The sequence below is a fragment of the Enterobacter sp. PI-10 genome (assembly GCF_027947695.1).
Classification (GTDB): domain Bacteria; phylum Pseudomonadota; class Gammaproteobacteria; order Enterobacterales; family Enterobacteriaceae; genus Enterobacter; species Enterobacter vonholyi.
Genome location: NZ_JAJNOG010000004.1, coordinates 446,501 through 464,878, shown reverse-complemented (window position 1 = coordinate 464,878; position 18,378 = coordinate 446,501). Strand labels below are relative to the sequence as shown.

Here is an 18,378-nt window from a genome sequence, read left to right as displayed (position 1 = left end):
TTAAGAAGAACCCCGTACCGAAAGGTGCGGGGTTTTTTGCTTTGTGCTCAGAAAAAACCGGTGTCGCTGCGCTTGCCGGATCTACGGGTTTAGTAGGCCCGATAAGGCAAAGCTGCAAATTGGCAATACAGACCGCACGATCCCACGCCAAAGAGAAACAAGAATACAAAGAAGGGATTTATAAACGCAGAAAAGCAAAAACCCAGCCATAGGCTGGGTTCTTTAAATAGTGGTGCCCGGACTCGGAATCGAACCAAGGACACGGGGATTTTCAATCCCCTGCTCTACCGACTGAGCTATCCGGGCAACGGAGCGCATTAAACCGCAATCACGCGCTATCGTCAACATTATTTCGGGAAAAGCTGTTCAACTGCTTAAGTTTACGGCAATCTGTCCGCTTTCGCCGCGAAAATGCACAAATCTTCCAGACAGAACCAGTGTAATACGGCAATGCTGATAGTAAGAGGAGGGCAGTAATGGTGAATGACTGGCTTGAACTGCGTCAGCATGCAGATACGGGTATTGAGACGATTAAAGCGCATTTCGAAGGGCATGCATTTGATCCGCACTGGCACGATAGCTACCTTGTAGGGATAACCCTCTCCGGCACGCAGCAGTTTCACTGCCGCCGTGAGCGTCATCGCAGCCAGCCGGGCGACGCTTTCCTCCTCGAGCCTGGTGAAATCCACGACGGAGATGCGCCTGTAGAGGGTGGTTTTACCTATCTGACCTTCTATCTTGATGAGCGCTGGCTTATCCGTGCGCTACAGGGGCTTTACGAATCTACTCCCGGGAGTTATTCACTCCACTTTGCCCAAACGCTGACGCGGGAGCAGCAGCTGGTGCGCGCTATCGGCGAGACATTTTCCACCCTGCATAATAATGAGTTGAAGATCGTTCAGCAGAGCGCAATGGATAATCTGCTCTCCCGGATCACCGCCCATTGCCACTGGCGTAAAAAGCTGCCGTCGCAGTTACAAAGTGCTGCCGTGGCGTACCGTGCGCGCGACTATCTCTATGCACATATCGGCGAGAACGTAGGGCTATCAGACCTTGCGCGCGAGACGGGCACCGATCGCTTCACCCTGACGCGCTGTTTTAAGCGCGAGTTCAACCTGGCGCCTCACGCATGGCTTATTCAACTGCGTCTGGCAAAGGCCCGACAGCTGCTTGCGTGTGGCGACCAGCCTGTTGATGTGGCTGCGGCAGTGGGATTTGCCGATCAAAGCCATCTGGGGCGCTGGTTTCAGCGGGCTTACCGTATCTCTCCTGCACACTACCGCCGGTTGTGCACAAACCTTCCAGACGTTTCCAAAAAATAGCGGCACATTCATGGCTCTAATAAAAAGGAGCCACCTGTGAGTTTGATACCCTTTCTGTTGTTCGCCTTTGTCGCCTCCATTACGCCGGGGCCAACCAATATTCTGGTGCTGACGAACAGCCAGCGCTTTGGCGTTAAAAATACCGTACCAGCTATTCTGGGCGGATGTATCGCGGCCAGTGCGATTGTGCTGATATCAGGCGCCGGCGCAGGGGAAGTGCTGCGTCAGTATCCTCTAATACGTCAGCTCATGAGCTGGACAGGCGTGCTGTGGCTAAGCTGGATGAGCTGGCAGCTGTTTCGCGCCCCGGCCGCTCGTCTCAGCGCTGAGAACCATATCCAATTTACCGCTAAGGCGGCTGCACTGCTGCAGATCGTGAACCCTAAAACCTGGATGATGGCGCTGGCCGTCGTCAGTCTGTTTGCGCCTGCTGGCGATCATGCATTGCGGGATATTGCGCTAATGGCGCTATGGTTTCTGCTGATCTCAATAGCCTGTTTGATGTGCTGGGCGTGGCTGGGTAAAGCGGTGAACCGAATTTTTCGCACCACCGTAGCGATGGTGCGGTTTCAACGCCTGATGGCGCTGTGTCTTATCGTCTCTTCCTGGGCTGGCATGCTGGCTTAGGTCAGCGCTCCGCCCATACGGCACTGAGCAAAGCGCAGAATATCTTCTGCCAGGCGGTGCGCTGTATCCACATCGGCCTGGCTACGGTTTACCAGCATGCGGCTGAGGCAACCTTCCAGCACCAGTTCCATCTGCTTCGCCACCATCGCCGGATCGTCGACTTCCAGGGTGGTTAACAGCTCATGGGTGAAGTCATGAGCCGCCCGTTTTTGCTGATCTGCTAACTGGTGGATAGGATGCCCAGGGTCGGGAAAATAAGTGCAGGCGGCGATAAACAGACAACCCGGGTACCGGTTGTTGCTGACACATTCCGTCAGGGCGGTGTAGCGCGCCAGCAGCTTCTGCTCCGCAGTCAGTTCTTCATTCAGCATCAGCTGCCTGCGCCAGATATCAACCTGCTGGCTGAGATAGCGCAGGGCATCATAGAGTAGCGCCTCTTTATCTGGCCAGAAGCGCTTAAGTTCCTCCAGGGGGTAATCGATACGGTCGGCTACCATCTCAAGCGTGGTGCTGGCGATCCCTTGAATCTCAAGTAATTGCAGGGCTTGTCCCAGTACGTCTTCACGTTGCACGGTTATCTCCTCCGCTATTCCCAACGGTTTGTCCCGTTTAAAGTGTTGTTTACGGTTGGCGATTGCGCAAATGCGCGCTAAATGCCGCTGCATCCATAAACCCGGTTACACGCTTTTCTGGCTGCTCCAGGCCCTGTTGATTGAAGAAAAGAATGGTTGGCAGTCCGAGGACGTTAAGCTGCTTCAGCAGAGCCTTATCCTGTGCTTTGTTGGCTGTCACGTTTGCCTGGAGCAGAACAGTCTCTTTCAGGGCATTTTGCACCTGTGGATCGCTAAAGGTGTATTTTTCAAACTCTTTGCAGGCGACGCACCAGTCGGCATAGAGATCGAGCATCACCGGTTTGCCTTTTGCCTGTAAGAGCGCGCTGTTGAGCTCATCAACGTTCTTAATCTGGATGAAGTTCAAATGCGCCTGCGTCTGGCCGACCGGCGAGCCGAACGCCCAGTCCTGAAGAGGACGCACGCTTACCAGCGCGGCAGCCAGCAGCAGGATTTGCACCAGACGCATCCACGCTTTTTTCGCCCCCAGGCTGACGATAAACGCCCAGGTAAAGAACGCTACCCCGAGCATTGCCCACAGGCGCATACCCCAGACGTCACCGATGATACGCTCCAGCAGGAACACCGGCAGCGCCAGAATGACAAAGCCAAATGCGGTTTTCACCGTTTCCATCCACGGGCCGCTCTTCGGCAGCAGTCGATTGCCGAAAACCGTGACCAGAATCAGCGGCAGACCCATGCCCAGGGCATACAGGTACAACGTTCCGCCGCCGAGCCACATGTTTCCGCTCTGGGCGATATAGAGCAGGATGGCGCTAAGCGGCGCGGTGGTGCAAGGGGAACAAATCAGCCCGGCAATGGCACCCATTGCGAACACACCGCCTGCCGAACCACCCTGCTGGCGATTACTCATCAGCGTTAAGCGGGTTTGCAGCGAGGAGGGCAACTGCAGCGTGAACAGGCCAAACATCGACAGCGCCAGCAGGATAAATATCGCCGACAGGCCAATCAGCACATAAGGATGCTGCAGTGCGGCCTGGAACTGTAACCCGGCAGCGGCAACCACAAGTCCAAGGGCCGTGTAGGTCAATGCCATACCCTGTACGTAAATTAAGGCCAGCAGCAGCGCGCGGGCTGTGGAAAGGCGCTGTTTGCCGCCCAGCACGATGCCAGAGATGAGCGGATACATGGGCAGCACGCAGGGTGTAAAGGCAATGCCAATCCCAATCAGGAAGGCCCAGAGCGCCGAGAATGGAAGGTCTGCGCGGTCTTCGCTCTTCTCGTCCGAGGGGAGAGGGGAAACGGCAGCAGCCGCTTTCACTTCGCTGAGCGGAACAACCTTCGTTTCCGGCGGATAGCAGAATCCGGCATCCGCGCACCCCTGATAGGTCACCGTCAGCGTCGCGCCTTTATCCGCCTGATTCACCGTAACAGGCACGTTCAGGCGCTGGCGATAGATCTCGCTTTTGCCGTAAAACTCATCTTCATGCCACTCGCCAGCGGGCATCTGTAATGCGCCCACGCTGGCCTGAGCAGGCGTAATGCTCACCTGCTTGCGATAGAGGTAATAGCCCTCTTTCACCTGCCAGTTGAGCGTAAGGTCATGCTGGTTTTGCTGAAAATCGAAAACAAACGCCTGGTCGGCAGGGATGAAGTTCGAACGGCCGGGCGCGTCAAATAACCCGGCAAATACTGATGTGCTGCACAGCAGCAGAATCAGCGTAAGGAAGCGTTGAGCCATGAGAGATAGTCGTTATCGCCATGAACCACTGGCACCACCAGCAGCTCCGGGGTTTGGTAAGGATGATGAGATTTGAGGCAGTCCAGGAGTGCCTGCTGATTTGCCAGATTGGTTTTGAGCAACATCTGGACCTCGTACTCTTGCTCCAGCTTACCTTCCCAATAGTAAAGAGAGGTGGCACCGGGGAGGAGCGTAACGCAGGCTGCCAGTTTTTCGGCCAGCACTTTGGCGGCGAGATCCTGGGCAGAGGCTTCATCAGGGGCGGTACAAAGTACGACAACAGCATCAGGCGTGTTCACAAGTCGACCTCCTCATCACGAAAGGTTTAACTATATCACGCAAGGCGGTTGGTCATTAATGAAACGGGCCGCAGAGCGGCCCGATTTTAACTATTTTTACAACCGGGAGCGGTTTACAGCACCACGCCACCGATGATAAAGCCGAGGATCACGCAAAGTGAAATGGCGACCACGCCCGGGATCAGGAACGCATGGTTAAACACATACTTACCGATACGGGTTGAGCCGGTGTCATCCATCTCTACCGCCGCCAGCAGGGTTGGGTAGGTAGGCAGCACGAACAGGGCGGAGACGGCAGCAAACGAGGCGATGGCGGTCAACGGCGTTACGCCCAGCATCAGTGCCGCAGGCATCAGCGCTTTGGTGGTCGCGGCCTGAGAGTAAAGCAGGGTCGCAGCAAAGAACAGCACGACCGCCAGCAGCCATGGATAGTTGTGCAGCAGGTCCCCGGCCACGGTCTGAATGTCGCTGATGTGCGCTTTAACGAAAGTATCACCGAGCCACGCCACACCCAGCACGCACACGCAGGCGCTCATACCGGATTTAAAGGTGCTGGCGTTCAGCACTTCGCTGGTATCAATTTTACAGGTGATGCTAATCAGCGTGGCGATGGTCAGCATAAACACGACAATCGCTTCGTTACGCGGCAGAACCGGGTTCTGGATCAGACCTACGGTATCGCTGATGGCGGTCGCGTAGAACATGACGGCAACGATACCAATCAGGAACAGCAGCACGGAGCGTTTCGCGTGTGGCTTCAGTTCGAAGACCTGACTGCCGCGCAGGCTCACTTCACCTTTTGCAAGACGCTCCTGATAAACCGGATCGTCTTTCAGTTCAGCGCCGAGGAAGTTACACAGCACGGCGGTAATCATCACCGCGATCAGCGTCACCGGGATACAGATCGCCAGCAGCGTCAGGTAGCTCACGCCCATCGGCTCAAGGATACCGGCGAAGAAGACCACCGCCGCGGAAATCGGTGAGGCGGTAATGGCGATCTGGGACGCGACGACCGCAATGGAGAGCGGACGCGACGGACGGATACCCTGTTCTTTCGCCACTTCGGTAATCACCGGTAACGTGGAGAAAGCGGTGTGGCCCGTACCGGCGAGAATGGTCATAAACCATGTCACCAGCGGAGCAAGGAAGGTAATGTATTTTGGATGGCGGCGTAGCATACGCTCCGCCAGGCTTACCAGGTAGTCCATACCGCCTGCCACCTGCATGGCGGCAATAGCGGCAATAACAGCCATGATGATTTCGATAACGTCGAACGGTATAGCGCCGGGTTTAATCTGAAAGATAAGGGTAAGAACGAGCACTCCAAGACCGCCGGCAAAACCGATGCCGATACCCCCGAGTCGTGCTCCCAAATAAATCGCCAACAAGACGATGACGAGTTCTGCTCCAAACATAAGGACCTGCCTTGCTTATTAACAAGTTGATATTGAATTGTTGTATTTTGGTAACGCCTAAAAAGAAAAAAGGCACGTCACAAGTGACGTGCCTTAAGAAGCCTAGCCTGAACGGTTACTGTTCGCTTTCATCGGTATATCGTTTCGCTTTATATGCCGGGTGCATCAGGTTTTGGGCCGAGAAGATATCGTCCAGCTCGGCTTCGGTCAACAGCCCGCGCTCCAGTACTACTTCACGTACACTCTTACCGGTTTCGGCACAAATCTTACCGACGATGTCGCCGTTGTGGTGACCGATGAACGGGTTGAGGTAGGTGACGATCCCGATGGAGTTGTAGACATAACCTTCACAGACTTCTTTATTCGCCGTGATGCCGTTAATGCATTTTTCCAGCAGGTTGTAGCAGGCGTTCGTCAGGATGTGGATAGATTCAAACATCGCCTGGCCAATCACCGGCTCCATCACGTTCAGCTGCAGCTGACCCGCTTCAGAGGCCATGGTCACGGTCGTATCGTTACCGATGACTTTGAAGCAAACCTGGTTCACCACTTCTGGCACCACCGGGTTCACCTTGGCCGGCATGATGGATGAACCGGCCTGCAGCTCTGGCAGGTTGATTTCATTCAGGCCAGCGCGCGGACCGGAAGAGAGCAGGCGCAGGTCGTTACAGATTTTGGACAGTTTCACTGCCAGACGTTTCAGCGCGCTGTGTACCATGACGTAAGCGCCGCAGTCTGAGGTCGCTTCAATCAGGTCTTCTGCAGGCACAACCGGCAGGTTAGAGACTTCAGCCAGCTTCTGTACCGCCAGCTGCTGATAGCCATCCGGGGTGTTCAGACGCGTACCGATGGCGGTGGCGCCCAGGTTCACTTCCAGAAGCAGCTCGGAGGTGCGCAGCAGGTTTTTGGTCTCTTCGTTCAGCAGTACGTTAAACGCGTGGAATTCCTGGCCGAGGGTCATCGGCACCGCATCCTGCAGCTGGGTACGACCCATTTTCAGAATGTCCTGGAACTCAACCGCTTTACGCTGGAAGCCATCACCCAGTTGGTTGATTGCATCCACCAGTTTCACCACGGAGGCATACACCGCAATACGGAAGCCGGTTGGGTAGGCGTCGTTGGTGGACTGGCATTTGTTAACGTGGTCGTTCGGGTTCAGGTACTGGTATTCACCTTTCTGGTGACCCATCAGCTCCAGGCCAATGTTTGCCAGTACTTCGTTAGTATTCATGTTGACGGAGGTGCCCGCGCCGCCCTGATAGACGTCAACCGGGAACTGGTCCATGCATTTGCCGTTGTTCAGCACTTCATCGCAGGCTGCGATAATCGCATTTGCCGCGCTTTTAGGAATGGTTTGCAGCTCTTTGTTGGCCAGTGCTGCGGCTTTCTTCACCATCACCATGCCACGGACAAACTCAGGGATGTCGCTGATTTTGCTGTTGCTGATGTAGAAGTTTTCAATCGCTCTCAGAGTGTGGACACCGTAGTAGGCATCCGCTGGAACTTCCCTGGTACCCAACAAGTCTTCTTCGATACGAATGTTGTTTAACATGTGAACCTTCTTTTCAAGCTGCCGATGGATTGTACTAAACACACAGTATTTATGTGGTTTTGAATATTTTCTGGCCGACGATTATTCCCTCAATCAGCCAGATGCTCGAGATCATATGCTGATGATAGCGAATTGCCGTAAGCTGGATCACTTATTATCGAGCCGATTCCATGATAATTATTAATCTGTGAAATGGGTCACCGCTTTAAAATTTCCAAAAAAAATATCCGTGCAAACTGATTGAATTTTCGCTAACCGTCACCATTTCATACAAACGCGCGTCGCGAACACATTCAGACAGGGGCCGATGGCCCTTGCCATACAGGAGATGCCAGTGCGCTGGATACCGTTTATTGCTTTCTTCCTCTATGTTTACATTGAGATTTCCATTTTTATTCAGGTTGCCCATGTGCTGGGCGTCCTGCTGACGCTGATTCTCGTGATTTTCACCTCCGTCATCGGCATGTCGCTGGTGCGTAATCAGGGTTTCAAAAATTTCCTGATAATGCAGCAGAAGATGGCCGCAGGGGAAAGCCCGGCGGAAGAGATGATCAAAAGCGTGTCGTTGATTATTGCGGGGCTGCTGCTGATCCTGCCGGGGTTCTTCACTGACTTCCTCGGCCTGCTGCTGCTTCTGCCGCCGGTGCAAAAACACCTGACCATGAAGCTGCTGCCGCATCTGCGCTTTAGCCGAATGCCGGGGGGCGGATTTAGCACCGGACCGGGCGATACCTTCGAAGGGGAGTATCAGCGTAAGGATGAACAGCACGACCGTTTAGACCATAAAGACGATCGGTAATGTTTTTGCCCGGTGGCGCTTCGCTTACCGGGCCTCCGGGAGCGCACCGCGCCTCGGCAAAAACACCCACAGCCCTGCCAGCATGACAATTGCGTACAAACTCTTCCAGCCCACCATCGCCAGCAGCAGCAGGCAAAGCACACCCCCGACGACCGCCAGAGCTTTATAGCGACCTTTTAGCAAACGGCATCCCGCCAGCATGCACAGCAGGTAGATCATGATGAAAATGCCGTTGGCGTAGACGATGAGCGCGTCCAGATTAATCTTCAGTGCGTAAATACAGAGCGTGCTCACCACGCAGCAGCCCAGTACGGCATTCAGGGCATTCAGCGGAAGCTGGCGTTTAGACAGGCGCGCGAGACGATTCTCGGGTTTGTAGAGCGCCTGCGACCATACCAGACGGGCAAAGCTCTGGATATAAATGTTGAGGCTGGCAAAACAGGCCAGATAGCCGATGACGCAGGCTATCCACAGTGCCTTCACACCAAACAGATCAACCACGATACCCGGCAGCGATGCCGCGGCGGCGAGATCCGCTCCGAACGCGTGGAAGTGTAAGACCAGCACGGTACACGCCCAATAGACCGTGCCAGCCAGCAGCAGGCCTATCATCAGGGCGCGGGGGAAATCACGTTCAGGCTGCTTAAATTCAGACGCCAGATGGGCAAAGGCTTCCAGGCCGACAAAACACCAGAACATGACGGAGAGCGCGGCGAAAAGCTGTGAATGGTCGACGTCTGTCAGCGCAGGGAAGGGAATTTCCTTGATGGTGATATCGCCCGCCCACCAGATAGCGACAACGAGCGCGACAATCAGCACCGCAACCAGCGTCTGCAGGTTGGCGCTCGAGCTGGCGCCGCGAGAGCCCACCCACCAGACGATTGCCAGCGTACCCAGCTCGGCCAGCAATAACTGCTCGTTATGCCAGCCAAACAGCGCCTGACCAAATCCGGTCGCAATATGCAACGCCGCAGGAAGGCCAACCGGAATGACGGAGAGAAACAGCCAGCCGGTTACACGCTGCAGCCGCGGGCCAAAGGCCAGTCCGACAAAGTGCGCCACGCCGCCCGCGCTGGGGAAATGCCGCCCCAGGATGGCAAACACAATGGCTATCGGGAAAACCAATACAATCAGCGCCGGCCACGCCCACAGGCTGTTATTTCCAGCCACCAGCGCCGCCAGTGCGGGTACGGCAAACACGCCCGTACCTAACAAGGAGGTTGAGAGCAGTCCGACGCCCTGCGCCAGTCCCAACTCCTGCTTGAGTCCACTCATTGACATCGCCCTGCCAGTACCAAAAGAGAGGCGATGGTAACACTTTCGCAAATTTTTTTTTCAACTCCCCCTTGAAGGGGTAAAAAGCTATCCCCATCTCTCAGGGCACTAGTCGGAAAACCGCATGCGGGCCGGCGTCATCCATAACTGATAATGACTTTCTCAAAGGAGAGCTATCAATGAGTATTCGTCCGTTACATGATCGTGTGATCGTCAAACGTAAAGAAGTTGAAACCAAGTCTGCTGGCGGCATCGTTCTGACCGGTTCTGCAGCAGCCAAATCAACGCGTGGCGAAATCATCGCTGTCGGTAAGGGCCGCATCCTGGAAAACGGAACTGTGCAGCCGCTGGACGTTAAAGTTGGTGACATCGTAATTTTCAACGATGGCTACGGCGTGAAATCCGAGAAGATCGACAATGAAGAAGTGTTGATCATGTCCGAGAGCGACATTCTGGCAATTGTTGAAGCGTAATTTACGCACGAGAATTTGAGGAAATAAGAACATGGCAGCTAAAGACGTAAAATTCGGTAACGACGCTCGTGTAAAAATGCTCCGCGGCGTAAACGTACTGGCAGATGCAGTTAAAGTGACCCTGGGCCCGAAAGGCCGCAACGTAGTGCTGGATAAATCCTTCGGCGCGCCAACCATCACCAAAGATGGTGTTTCTGTAGCACGTGAAATCGAGCTGGAAGACAAGTTCGAAAACATGGGTGCGCAGATGGTGAAAGAAGTTGCCTCTAAAGCGAACGACGCTGCAGGCGACGGTACCACCACCGCGACCGTTCTGGCGCAGGCGATCATCACCGAAGGTCTGAAAGCCGTTGCTGCGGGCATGAACCCAATGGATCTGAAACGTGGTATCGACAAAGCTGTCGCCTCCGCTGTTGAAGAACTGAAAGCGCTGTCCGTACCGTGCTCTGACTCTAAAGCCATTGCTCAGGTTGGTACTATCTCCGCTAACTCCGACGAAACCGTAGGTAAACTGATCGCTGAAGCGATGGACAAAGTCGGTAAAGAAGGCGTAATCACCGTTGAAGACGGTACCGGTCTGGAAGACGAACTGGACGTGGTAGAAGGTATGCAGTTCGACCGCGGTTACCTGTCCCCATACTTCATCAACAAGCCAGAAACTGGCGCTGTTGAGCTGGAAAGCCCGTTCATCCTGCTGGCTGATAAGAAAATCTCCAACATCCGCGAAATGCTGCCAGTACTGGAAGCCGTTGCAAAAGCAGGCAAGCCTCTGGTTATCATCGCTGAAGACGTTGAAGGCGAAGCGCTGGCGACCCTGGTGGTTAACACCATGCGCGGCATCGTGAAAGTGGCTGCGGTTAAAGCACCTGGCTTCGGCGATCGCCGTAAAGCGATGCTGCAGGATATCGCTACCCTGACTGGCGGTACCGTGATCTCTGAAGAGATCGGTATGGAGCTGGAAAAAGCGACCCTGGAAGACCTGGGCCAGGCGAAACGCGTTGTGATCAACAAAGACACCACCACCATCATCGATGGCGTGGGTGAAGAAGCCGCTATTCAGGGCCGCGTTGGTCAGATCCGTAAGCAGATCGAAGAAGCGACTTCCGATTACGACCGTGAAAAACTGCAGGAGCGCGTAGCGAAACTGGCAGGCGGCGTTGCGGTAATCAAAGTCGGTGCTGCTACCGAAGTTGAAATGAAAGAGAAAAAAGCACGCGTTGACGATGCTCTGCACGCGACCCGTGCTGCGGTAGAAGAAGGCGTGGTTGCTGGTGGTGGTGTCGCGCTGGTGCGTGTTGCCGCTAAATTGGCTGGCCTGACCGCTCAGAACGAAGACCAGAACGTAGGCATCAAAGTTGCGCTGCGCGCAATGGAAGCCCCTCTGCGTCAGATCGTTTCTAACGCCGGTGAAGAGCCATCTGTGGTTGCGAACAACGTGAAAGCGGGCGAAGGTAACTACGGTTACAACGCAGCAACTGAAGAATACGGTAACATGATCGACTTCGGTATCCTGGATCCAACTAAAGTGACCCGTTCTGCTCTGCAGTATGCGGCCTCTGTTGCTGGTCTGATGATCACCACCGAATGCATGGTGACCGACCTGCCTAAAGGCGATGCGCCTGACTTAGGTGCTGCTGGTATGGGCGGCATGGGCGGTATGGGCGGCATGATGTAATCGTGCGCTCTACGTCGTAGAATGTGAAAAACCCCCGGGCAGAAATGCTCGGGGGTTTTTCTTTTGGTCATCTTTTAGGTATAAGATTTACACACGGACAACTACTGTCCAGCTTATTGAAAACGAGGAATAACATGCGCGTAAAAGTCTGTGCAGGGATTGTAGGGGCAGCATTGCTGCTGGCGGGTTGTAGCTCCAGCAATGAGCTGTCGGCAGCGGGCCAGGGCGTTCGCTTTGTGGAAGATAAGCCTGGCAGTGAATGCCAGCTGTTAGGCACGGCAACCGGTGAGCAAAGCAACTGGATGTCAGGTCAGCATGGCGAAGAAGGTGGCTCGATGCGCGGTGCGGCGAATGCCCTGCGTAACCAGGCTGCGGCAATGGGCGGTAACGTCATTTACGGCGTGAGCAGCCCAACGCAGAGTATGCTGTCCAGCTTCGTGCCGACCGCCAGCCAGATGAACGGCCAGGTCTACAAGTGCCCGAACTGATTGCCTTTTTCCCTCTCCCTGTGGGAGAGGGTTAGGGTGAGGGGAAACTAGTGCTGCCGCAGCTGCAAGTCCAGCGGCGTCTTGCTTGGCTCTCCGCCAATCTCCCGTGCCAGCTTCGGCACCATATAGCCTGAAACCAGCGTTAACAGTTCGCGCATGATCTGCCGGGCTTCTTCATCCGTCACCATGAAATGGGCCGCGCCCTGAACGCGATCCAGCACGTGCAGGTAATAGGGCATCACGCCCGCATCAAACAGGGCATTGCTCAGGTCAGCCAGCACGCGGGCGCTGTCATTCACGCCGCGCAGCAGCACGCTCTGGTTCAGCAGCGTTACGCCCGCTTTACGCAGACGCGCCATCGCCGCGCGAAAATCATCGTCAATTTCGTTCCCGTGGTTGATATGGTTCACCAGCAGCACCTGCAGGCGAGACTGCTCAAGGCGTGCCACCAGTCTGTCCGTGATACGTGCCGGAATAACAATCGGCAAACGGCTATGAATGCGCAGACGTTTGATGTGCGGGATGGCTTCCAGCTGTGTCAGCAGCCAGTCCAGCTCGTGATCTTTTGCCATCAGCGGATCGCCGCCGGAAAAAATAATCTCATCCAGCTCTGAATGGACGGCAATATAGTCCAGCGCGACCTGCCAGTTGCGTTTATTGCCCTGGTTTTCGGCATACGGGAAGTGCCGACGGAAGCAATAACGACAATTTACCGCGCAGCCGCCCTTTACCAGCAGCAGGGCACGGTTGAGATATTTGTGCAGTAAACCAGGCACCACGCTGTTCTGCTCTTCCAGCGGATCGGTGCTGTATCCCGGCGCGGTGATAAACTCATCCTGCGAAGTAAGTGTTTGTTTTAATAGCGGATCGTCGGGGTTGCCTTTCTCCATCCGCGCCACAAACGCACGGGGAACGCGCAGGGCGAAAAGGCGCTTTGCCTCGCGGCCAGCAAGCAACTCTGGGTGCTGATCGAGGTCTAAAAGACGCAGCAATTCATCAGGACTGGTGATTACATCGGCAAGTTGCGATAACCAATCTTCTCTGGACGGGGTGTTTAGGGTTACAATATGCGCCATTTTGTGGCTTAGCTACCAGTTAACAAATTTAGAGGGCCTTATGGCAACGTACTATAGCAACGATTTTCGTGCTGGTCTTAAAATCATGATGGACGGCGAACCGTACGCGGTTGAAGCCAGCGAATTCGTTAAACCAGGTAAAGGCCAGGCATTCGCACGCGTTAAGCTGCGCCGTCTGCTGACCGGTACCCGTGTTGAGAAAACCTTCAAGTCTACTGACTCCGCTGAAGGCGCTGATGTTGTTGATATGAACCTGACCTATCTGTACAACGATGGCGAGTTCTGGCATTTCATGAACAACTCCACTTTCGAACAGCTGTCTGCTGATGAGAAAGCGGTAGGTGATAGCGCTAAATGGCTGCTGGACCAGGCTGAGTGCATCGTAACCCTGTGGAACGGTCAGCCTATCGCTGTGACCCCACCAAACTTCGTAGAACTGGAAATCGTTGAAACCGATCCAGGTCTGAAAGGTGATACCGCAGGTACCGGCGGTAAACCAGCCAAACTGTCTACCGGCGCAGTGGTTAAAGTTCCACTGTTCGTACAGACTGGCGAAGTGATCAAAGTGGATACCCGCTCCGGCGAATACGTGTCCCGCGTGAAGTAATTTACGTCATGATTGAAGGCGCAGCGCCCGCTGCGCCTGATTTTTGCAGGCAGGGATGATGAAACGTACCGTTAAAATTCTGCTTCTGTTAGCGCTTTCCAGTGCATTGCTTTCCGGCTGTAACACCACCCGTGGAATGGGACAAGATATCCAGGATCTCGGTCATATCATTTCTCACGCCGCCAGCTAAGTTCGTCTAATTTTCCTAAAAATGCTTCCTTTTCCGTCATCCGGCGGGATCTTGTCTATCCTTAAGTTGCTATACACAAAACAACTTTGGCTATAAAAGGAAGATATTATGGTTAAGAAGACAATTGCAGCGATCTTTTCAGTCCTGGTACTTTCTTCAGTATTAACAGCCTGTAATACCACGCGTGGCGTTGGTCAGGATATTTCTGAAGGTGGTAGCGCAATCTCTGGTGCGGCAACTAAAGCTCAGCAGTAATTAACACACGGTACGAGACCAGCCGTTTCGTACCGTCAGCTTTTTGATTCCTGCAGGGATAAGAACGGAGAAAAACGCGTATCCATATGCAATTTCATGCGGATATTGCGTTTATAGGTATAGACCGTTTTTCCGTTGATACTCAGGTGGGCAGCAATTTTTTGATTGCTCGCGCCGTCCATCCATAATGTCAGCACTTTCTCTTCCTGCCGGGTCAGCAAGGGGGCGGCTGCCGTGGGCCTTTCAGCGCATGAGCGCGAGGTTAATGCATCATTTATAGTCGTTGCCACTTCTTCGAGACTGGCGTTTTTCAACAGCGACGACCACACCGGGAAGTGTCCGAGCCAGTCTGTCATGCCGTTGTCCTCTCCCGATTGCAGCAAAATAAACGGTAAGCGTTCACTGGCGTTGAGCAAGGACGAGAGCTGCTGAAAATGATGAATATCCTGCCTGAAACCGTACAAATCGGCGATAACCAGCGTGGGTTTCCATTGCAGAATGTGCTCCCTGGCAAGGAACAGATTATTCAGCCCGGTCACAACGTAGTGTCCCGGGAACAAACCGGAATGATTGAGCCATGCTTCAAACCCCGTGCGGGTAAAGTGACAACGGTCAATCAAGAGAATTTTGAACATATTTTATTCGCAGTCGGCTAGTGGTTTGGCTTCCTGCCATCAGAAAGCACATCATCATAGAGAAGTCGGATGAGTGCTAAATGCCGGAACTACGCGCCATACTGCGGCTATTTCTTGCCTTAACGTGTTCAGCAAAAAAAGATTGAAAAAAAATAGCACGCTAACCAAAATATGGGGCGTAATCTCTGCCTTACGGGACGACCCGTAAGCGTTTCTTTCACCGGGGACGGCCCCAACTTCTATTAAGTTAAGGAGCCTGAAATGTCCTGGATCATTCTTTTTATTGCCGGTCTGCTCGAAGTGGTTTGGGCGATTGGTCTCAAGTACACCCACGGATTTACCCGCCTGACGCCCAGCGTTATTACCGTAACCGCTATGATCGTGAGTATTGTCCTGTTATCCTGGGCGATGCGCTCGCTACCTGTGGGAACGGCTTATGCCGTCTGGACGGGCATTGGTGCGGTGGGGGCCGCCATCACCGGCATTCTGCTACTGGGAGAGTCAGCGAGTCTGGCGCGTATCGCCAGCCTCGCCTTGATTGTAGCGGGGATCATTGGGCTTAAGCTCAGCACCCATTAATGGGGTTGTTTTACCCAGATCAGTTTTGACACATCAAACCCTTGCCGGGTCGCGACGTCCAGCATCTGCTGTTTCATTTCTGACGAAATAGTTGGCGTGCGGGAAAGTATCCACAGATAGTCGCGATCCGGCCCGCAGACCAGCGCGTGACGGTACTCTCTGTCGAGCGCGATCACGTTATAGCCACCATAAAACGGGCCAAAGAAAGAGACTTTTAGCGCGGCCCGTCGCGGGTCGCCCGTGAAGTACGCTTTCCCAATCGACTGCTGCCACATCTCCCGATCGGGATTATAGCCCCGGTTGATCACCTGAATACCGCCATCATCCATCGGGCTGTAATTTGCAGTGACCTTCTCTAAGCCCTGCTCAAACCGATGGTCGAGGCGCGCGATTTCATACCATGTTCCAAGGAAGCGTTGTGCATCAAAAGGCGTGACGACGGTAACGCCAGGCGGTGGGGTAGGGGAACTGCAGGCAACCACTAAAAACGCGGCTGTCACCGCGGCGATAACAGGCAGAATGCGCATAGGAGTTTCCTTACTGTTTTTTGTTAAGTGTAGATGACGGCAAGGAAAATGTGGTTTTTGTGCGGTGTGTTTCGCCGGGTAAGCGCAGCGCCACCCGGCAATGTTTTACTGCAGCGCGTCGAGGATACGGTATGCCGCCTCAACGCGGGCAGGGTTCGGATAGCTTTTATTCGCCAGCATCACAATGCCGAGCTGTTTTTCAGGAATAAATGCCACGTAGCTGCCAAACCCGCCGGTTGAGCCTGTTTTATGGACCCAGGACGCGTTGACCGGCGGTGCCGGTGGATTCACTTCTCTCGCAGGCAGCGGTGCCAGCGCCACCTTATTGTCGCTGCCTTCAACCACGGTTTTGGCATCGACCGGCCAGTTAAGCATTTCCCAACCTAACCCTTGATACATGGCCCCCACGCGCCAGTAGCGAGACTGCGCCAGGGCAATGCCTTTCCTGAGTGAACTATCCTGAAGCGAGTCCGGCTTCATGTTGACCATCACCCAGCTTGCCATATCCTGCACGTTGGTTTTTACGCCATAGGCTTCTGCATCCAGCATTCCTGGCGAAACGTGGACCGCTTTACCGTCGCGGTATCCCCAGGCGTAATGCGCCTCTTCCGTTTTCGGAACGTTAATCCAGGTATGGTCCAGCTTGAGCGGCTTAAAGACCCGCGTCGTTATGGCCTGCTCATAGCTCATGCCGGAAGGTTTGACCGCCAGCGCGCCAAAAAGACCGATGCTGGCATTGGCGTAAAGACGCGTGGTGCCCGGCTTCCACTGCGGCTGCCAGTTTTGATAAAAGCGCAGCAGAGCGGCGTTATCCGTGACCTCATCCGGTACCTGTAACGGCAGACCGCCTGCGGTATAGGTTGCCAGATCCAGCATGCGGATCCCCTGCCACTGTTTGCCCGTCAGTTCAGGCCAGTATTTTGTCACCGGATCGCCGAGCGATATTTCACCGCGAGCAATGGCATCGCCACCCAGTACGCCGGTGAAGGTTTTACTTATAGAACCCAGTTCGAACAAGGTTTGTGGAGTGACAGGTTTGTTCGCCGCAACATCGGCTTTACCGAAGGTAAAGTAGTGCGGCTGACCCTGATAAATCACCGCCACCGCCATACCCGGAATGGCCTGCGCTTTCATCAGCGGCGTAACGGTCCGTTCCACCACCTCAGCCAGCTGTTTTTCGGACATCGGTGCGGCGAATGCAGAGCTGGCAACGCTGAGCAGCAGGGCACAGCTTAGGGATTTTGTCATCATCAGTTATCTTCCGTAATAGCAGTTCAAGGGAGTGTCCGGGCCCGTCAGACCGCTATAGTCTGTTGGATTTGACTATGGCTGACAAACGGTTAAATTTAGCATTAGCTGTTAATTTTTCTAACGGACGAGACCATGACGCGCAGCTATCTTCCTCTGAACTCCCTGCGGGCGTTTGAAGCAGCCGCCAGGCACCTCAGTTTTACGCATGCCGCTATTGAGCTGAATGTCACCCATTCCGCGATTAGCCAGCACGTCAAGACGCTGGAGCAGCACCTTAACTGCCAGCTTTTCGTTCGCGTTTCGCGAGGGCTGATGTTGACTACCGAAGGCGAGAATTTGCTGCCGGTGCTGAATGACTCGTTCGATCGTATCGCCGGAATGCTGGATCGCTTTGCCAGCCAGCGCGCGCAGGAGAAGCTCAAAATTGGCGTGGTCGGGACATTTGCGACGGGGGTGTTATTCTCGCAGCTCGCGGACTTCCGCCGCTGCTATCCGCATATTGATCTTCAGCTTTCCACCCATAACAACCGTGTCGATCCGGCGGCTGAAGGACTTGATTACGCCATTCGTTATGGCGGCGGGGCGTGGCACGGCACGGAAGCGACGTTTCTTTGCCCTGCACCGCTTGCGCCGCTTTGCACACCTGACATTGCTGCCGCGTTGCACACCCCTTCCGATATCCTGAAGTTTACCCTCCTGCGCTCTTACCGGCGCGACGAGTGGACCGCCTGGATGCAGGCCGCGGGAGAAAACCCGCCTTCACCGACGCACCGGGTAATGGTATTTGATTCGTCCGTCACCATGCTGGAAGCCGCGCAGGCAGGTACGGGCATCGCGATTGCCCCTGTCGATATGTTCACCCATCTGCTGAACAGCGAGCGCATCGTGCAGCCATTTGCAACGCAGATTGACCTCGGCAGCTACTGGCTCACGAGGCTGCAGTCACGGGCAGAAACGCCCGCAATGCGCGAGTTTGCCCAGTGGCTGGTGGGGAAGATGCAGAAATAAAAGGCCCGCCGG

At 54.5% G+C, this 18,378-nt stretch carries 22 protein-coding genes and 1 tRNA gene; 12 read left to right on the top strand and 11 right to left on the bottom strand.

Annotated features, from left to right (window positions below; genetic code table 11):
* The coding region (locus tag LRM19_RS12755) for a hypothetical protein (RefSeq protein ID WP_271369041.1) at positions 1-212 on the top strand (212 nt) is incomplete at its 5' end.
* An 18-nt stretch (positions 213-230) separates the two neighbouring features.
* Here LRM19_RS12755 and LRM19_RS12750 read toward each other — a convergent pair.
* Positions 231-306: transfer RNA gene (locus LRM19_RS12750), tRNA-Phe, on the bottom strand.
* Positions 307-476: 170 nt separating this feature from the next.
* On the opposite strand from LRM19_RS12750, the gene LRM19_RS12745 reads away from it, so the two are divergent.
* A complete protein-coding gene (locus LRM19_RS12745) occupies positions 477-1,322 on the top strand; it encodes an AraC family transcriptional regulator (protein ID WP_271369040.1) in 846 nt (281 codons plus the stop codon).
* Positions 1,323-1,358: 36 nt separating this feature from the next.
* Positions 1,359-1,949 (top strand): LysE family translocator, encoded by a 591-nt coding sequence (locus LRM19_RS12740; RefSeq protein ID WP_115876644.1) that lies wholly within the window; start codon positions 1,359-1,361, stop codon positions 1,947-1,949.
* Here LRM19_RS12740 and LRM19_RS12735 read toward each other — a convergent pair.
* The 5 genes from LRM19_RS12735 to aspA all read right to left on the bottom strand — a co-directional run bounded on the left by LRM19_RS12735 (position 1,946) and on the right by aspA (position 7,528).
* Positions 1,946-2,521, bottom strand: a complete 576-nt coding sequence (locus LRM19_RS12735; RefSeq protein WP_115876643.1) for a transcriptional regulator — start codon at positions 2,519-2,521, stop codon at positions 1,946-1,948. The two genes, LRM19_RS12740 and LRM19_RS12735, sit on opposite strands and share 4 nt — an antisense overlap.
* Before the next feature lie 49 nt (positions 2,522-2,570).
* A complete protein-coding gene (locus tag LRM19_RS12730) occupies positions 2,571-4,262 on the bottom strand; it encodes a protein-disulfide reductase DsbD (RefSeq protein WP_271369038.1) in 1,692 nt (563 codons plus the stop codon).
* Entirely contained in the window at positions 4,238-4,561 is a 324-nt protein-coding gene (cutA, locus tag LRM19_RS12725) for a divalent cation tolerance protein CutA (RefSeq protein ID WP_111965412.1), read from the bottom strand. Before cutA ends, LRM19_RS12730 begins: the two co-directional genes overlap by 25 nt.
* A 113-nt stretch (positions 4,562-4,674) precedes the next feature.
* A complete protein-coding gene (locus LRM19_RS12720; protein WP_024907357.1) occupies positions 4,675-5,976 on the bottom strand; it encodes an anaerobic C4-dicarboxylate transporter in 1,302 nt (433 codons plus the stop codon).
* 115 nt (positions 5,977-6,091) lie between these two features.
* Positions 6,092-7,528 carry an aspartate ammonia-lyase gene (gene aspA, locus LRM19_RS12715; protein ID WP_003855923.1) on the bottom strand — a complete coding sequence of 479 codons (1,437 nt, stop codon included), beginning with the start codon at positions 7,526-7,528 and terminating at the stop codon, positions 6,092-6,094.
* A gap of 334 nt (positions 7,529-7,862) precedes the next feature.
* Here aspA and LRM19_RS12710 point away from each other — a divergent pair, with 334 nt between their 5' ends.
* The gene (locus LRM19_RS12710; RefSeq protein WP_023616652.1) at positions 7,863-8,327 is read left to right on the top strand and encodes an FxsA family protein; all 465 of its coding nucleotides are present in this window, start codon (positions 7,863-7,865) and stop codon (positions 8,325-8,327) included.
* Positions 8,328-8,351: 24 nt separating this feature from the next.
* On the opposite strand, the gene yjeH is transcribed toward LRM19_RS12710, so the two are convergent.
* Positions 8,352-9,602: an L-methionine/branched-chain amino acid transporter gene (gene yjeH, locus LRM19_RS12705; protein ID WP_115876641.1), complete on the bottom strand. Its 1,251-nt coding sequence runs from the start codon at positions 9,600-9,602 to the stop codon at positions 8,352-8,354.
* Positions 9,603-9,781: 179 nt separating this feature from the next.
* On the opposite strand from yjeH, the gene LRM19_RS12700 reads away from it, so the two are divergent.
* From LRM19_RS12700 to LRM19_RS12690, 3 genes are all read left to right on the top strand, one after another.
* Positions 9,782-10,075 (top strand): co-chaperone GroES, encoded by a 294-nt coding sequence (locus LRM19_RS12700; protein ID WP_003855929.1) that lies wholly within the window; start codon positions 9,782-9,784, stop codon positions 10,073-10,075.
* 31 nt (positions 10,076-10,106) lie between these two features.
* On the top strand, positions 10,107-11,750 hold the full coding sequence (gene groL / locus LRM19_RS12695) for a chaperonin GroEL (protein WP_023310114.1): 1,644 nt from the start codon (positions 10,107-10,109) through the stop codon (positions 11,748-11,750).
* Positions 11,751-11,884: 134 nt separating this feature from the next.
* Entirely contained in the window at positions 11,885-12,238 is a 354-nt protein-coding gene (locus LRM19_RS12690; RefSeq protein ID WP_023310115.1) for a DUF4156 domain-containing protein, read from the top strand.
* 47 nt (positions 12,239-12,285) lie between these two features.
* On the opposite strand, the gene epmB is transcribed toward LRM19_RS12690, so the two are convergent.
* The gene (epmB, locus tag LRM19_RS12685) at positions 12,286-13,314 is read right to left on the bottom strand and encodes an EF-P beta-lysylation protein EpmB (protein ID WP_271369032.1); all 1,029 of its coding nucleotides are present in this window, start codon (positions 13,312-13,314) and stop codon (positions 12,286-12,288) included.
* Between the two features lie 40 nt (positions 13,315-13,354).
* Between epmB and efp the strand changes: the two genes are divergently transcribed.
* From efp to ecnB, 3 genes are all read left to right on the top strand, one after another.
* A complete protein-coding gene (gene efp / locus LRM19_RS12680; RefSeq protein WP_008502940.1) occupies positions 13,355-13,921 on the top strand; it encodes an elongation factor P in 567 nt (188 codons plus the stop codon).
* 58 nt (positions 13,922-13,979) lie between these two features.
* Entirely contained in the window at positions 13,980-14,111 is a 132-nt protein-coding gene (locus LRM19_RS12675) for an entericidin A/B family lipoprotein (protein WP_024907352.1), read from the top strand.
* Between the two features lie 108 nt (positions 14,112-14,219).
* Positions 14,220-14,366 (top strand): lipoprotein toxin entericidin B, encoded by a 147-nt coding sequence (ecnB, locus tag LRM19_RS12670; RefSeq protein ID WP_003025482.1) that lies wholly within the window; start codon positions 14,220-14,222, stop codon positions 14,364-14,366.
* A gap of 35 nt (positions 14,367-14,401) precedes the next feature.
* On the opposite strand, the gene LRM19_RS12665 is transcribed toward ecnB, so the two are convergent.
* Positions 14,402-15,001: a helix-turn-helix transcriptional regulator gene (locus LRM19_RS12665; RefSeq protein WP_115876639.1), complete on the bottom strand. Its 600-nt coding sequence runs from the start codon at positions 14,999-15,001 to the stop codon at positions 14,402-14,404.
* Positions 15,002-15,262: 261 nt separating this feature from the next.
* Between LRM19_RS12665 and sugE the strand changes: the two genes are divergently transcribed.
* Entirely contained in the window at positions 15,263-15,580 is a 318-nt protein-coding gene (gene sugE, locus LRM19_RS12660) for a quaternary ammonium compound efflux SMR transporter SugE (protein ID WP_006178944.1), read from the top strand.
* On the opposite strand, the gene LRM19_RS12655 is transcribed toward sugE, so the two are convergent.
* Positions 15,577-16,107, bottom strand: a complete 531-nt coding sequence (locus LRM19_RS12655; protein WP_045888999.1) for a lipocalin family protein — start codon at positions 16,105-16,107, stop codon at positions 15,577-15,579. The genes sugE and LRM19_RS12655 overlap by 4 nt on opposite strands.
* A gap of 105 nt (positions 16,108-16,212) precedes the next feature.
* Positions 16,213-17,358, bottom strand: coding sequence for an ACT family cephalosporin-hydrolyzing class C beta-lactamase (gene blaACT, locus LRM19_RS12650; protein WP_271369030.1), 1,146 nt, complete (start codon positions 17,356-17,358; stop codon positions 16,213-16,215).
* 132 nt (positions 17,359-17,490) lie between these two features.
* Here blaACT and ampR point away from each other — a divergent pair, with 132 nt between their 5' ends.
* Positions 17,491-18,366, top strand: coding sequence for a LysR family transcriptional regulator AmpR (gene ampR / locus LRM19_RS12645; RefSeq protein ID WP_271369029.1), 876 nt, complete (start codon positions 17,491-17,493; stop codon positions 18,364-18,366).
* Positions 18,367-18,378 lie beyond the last annotated feature (12 nt).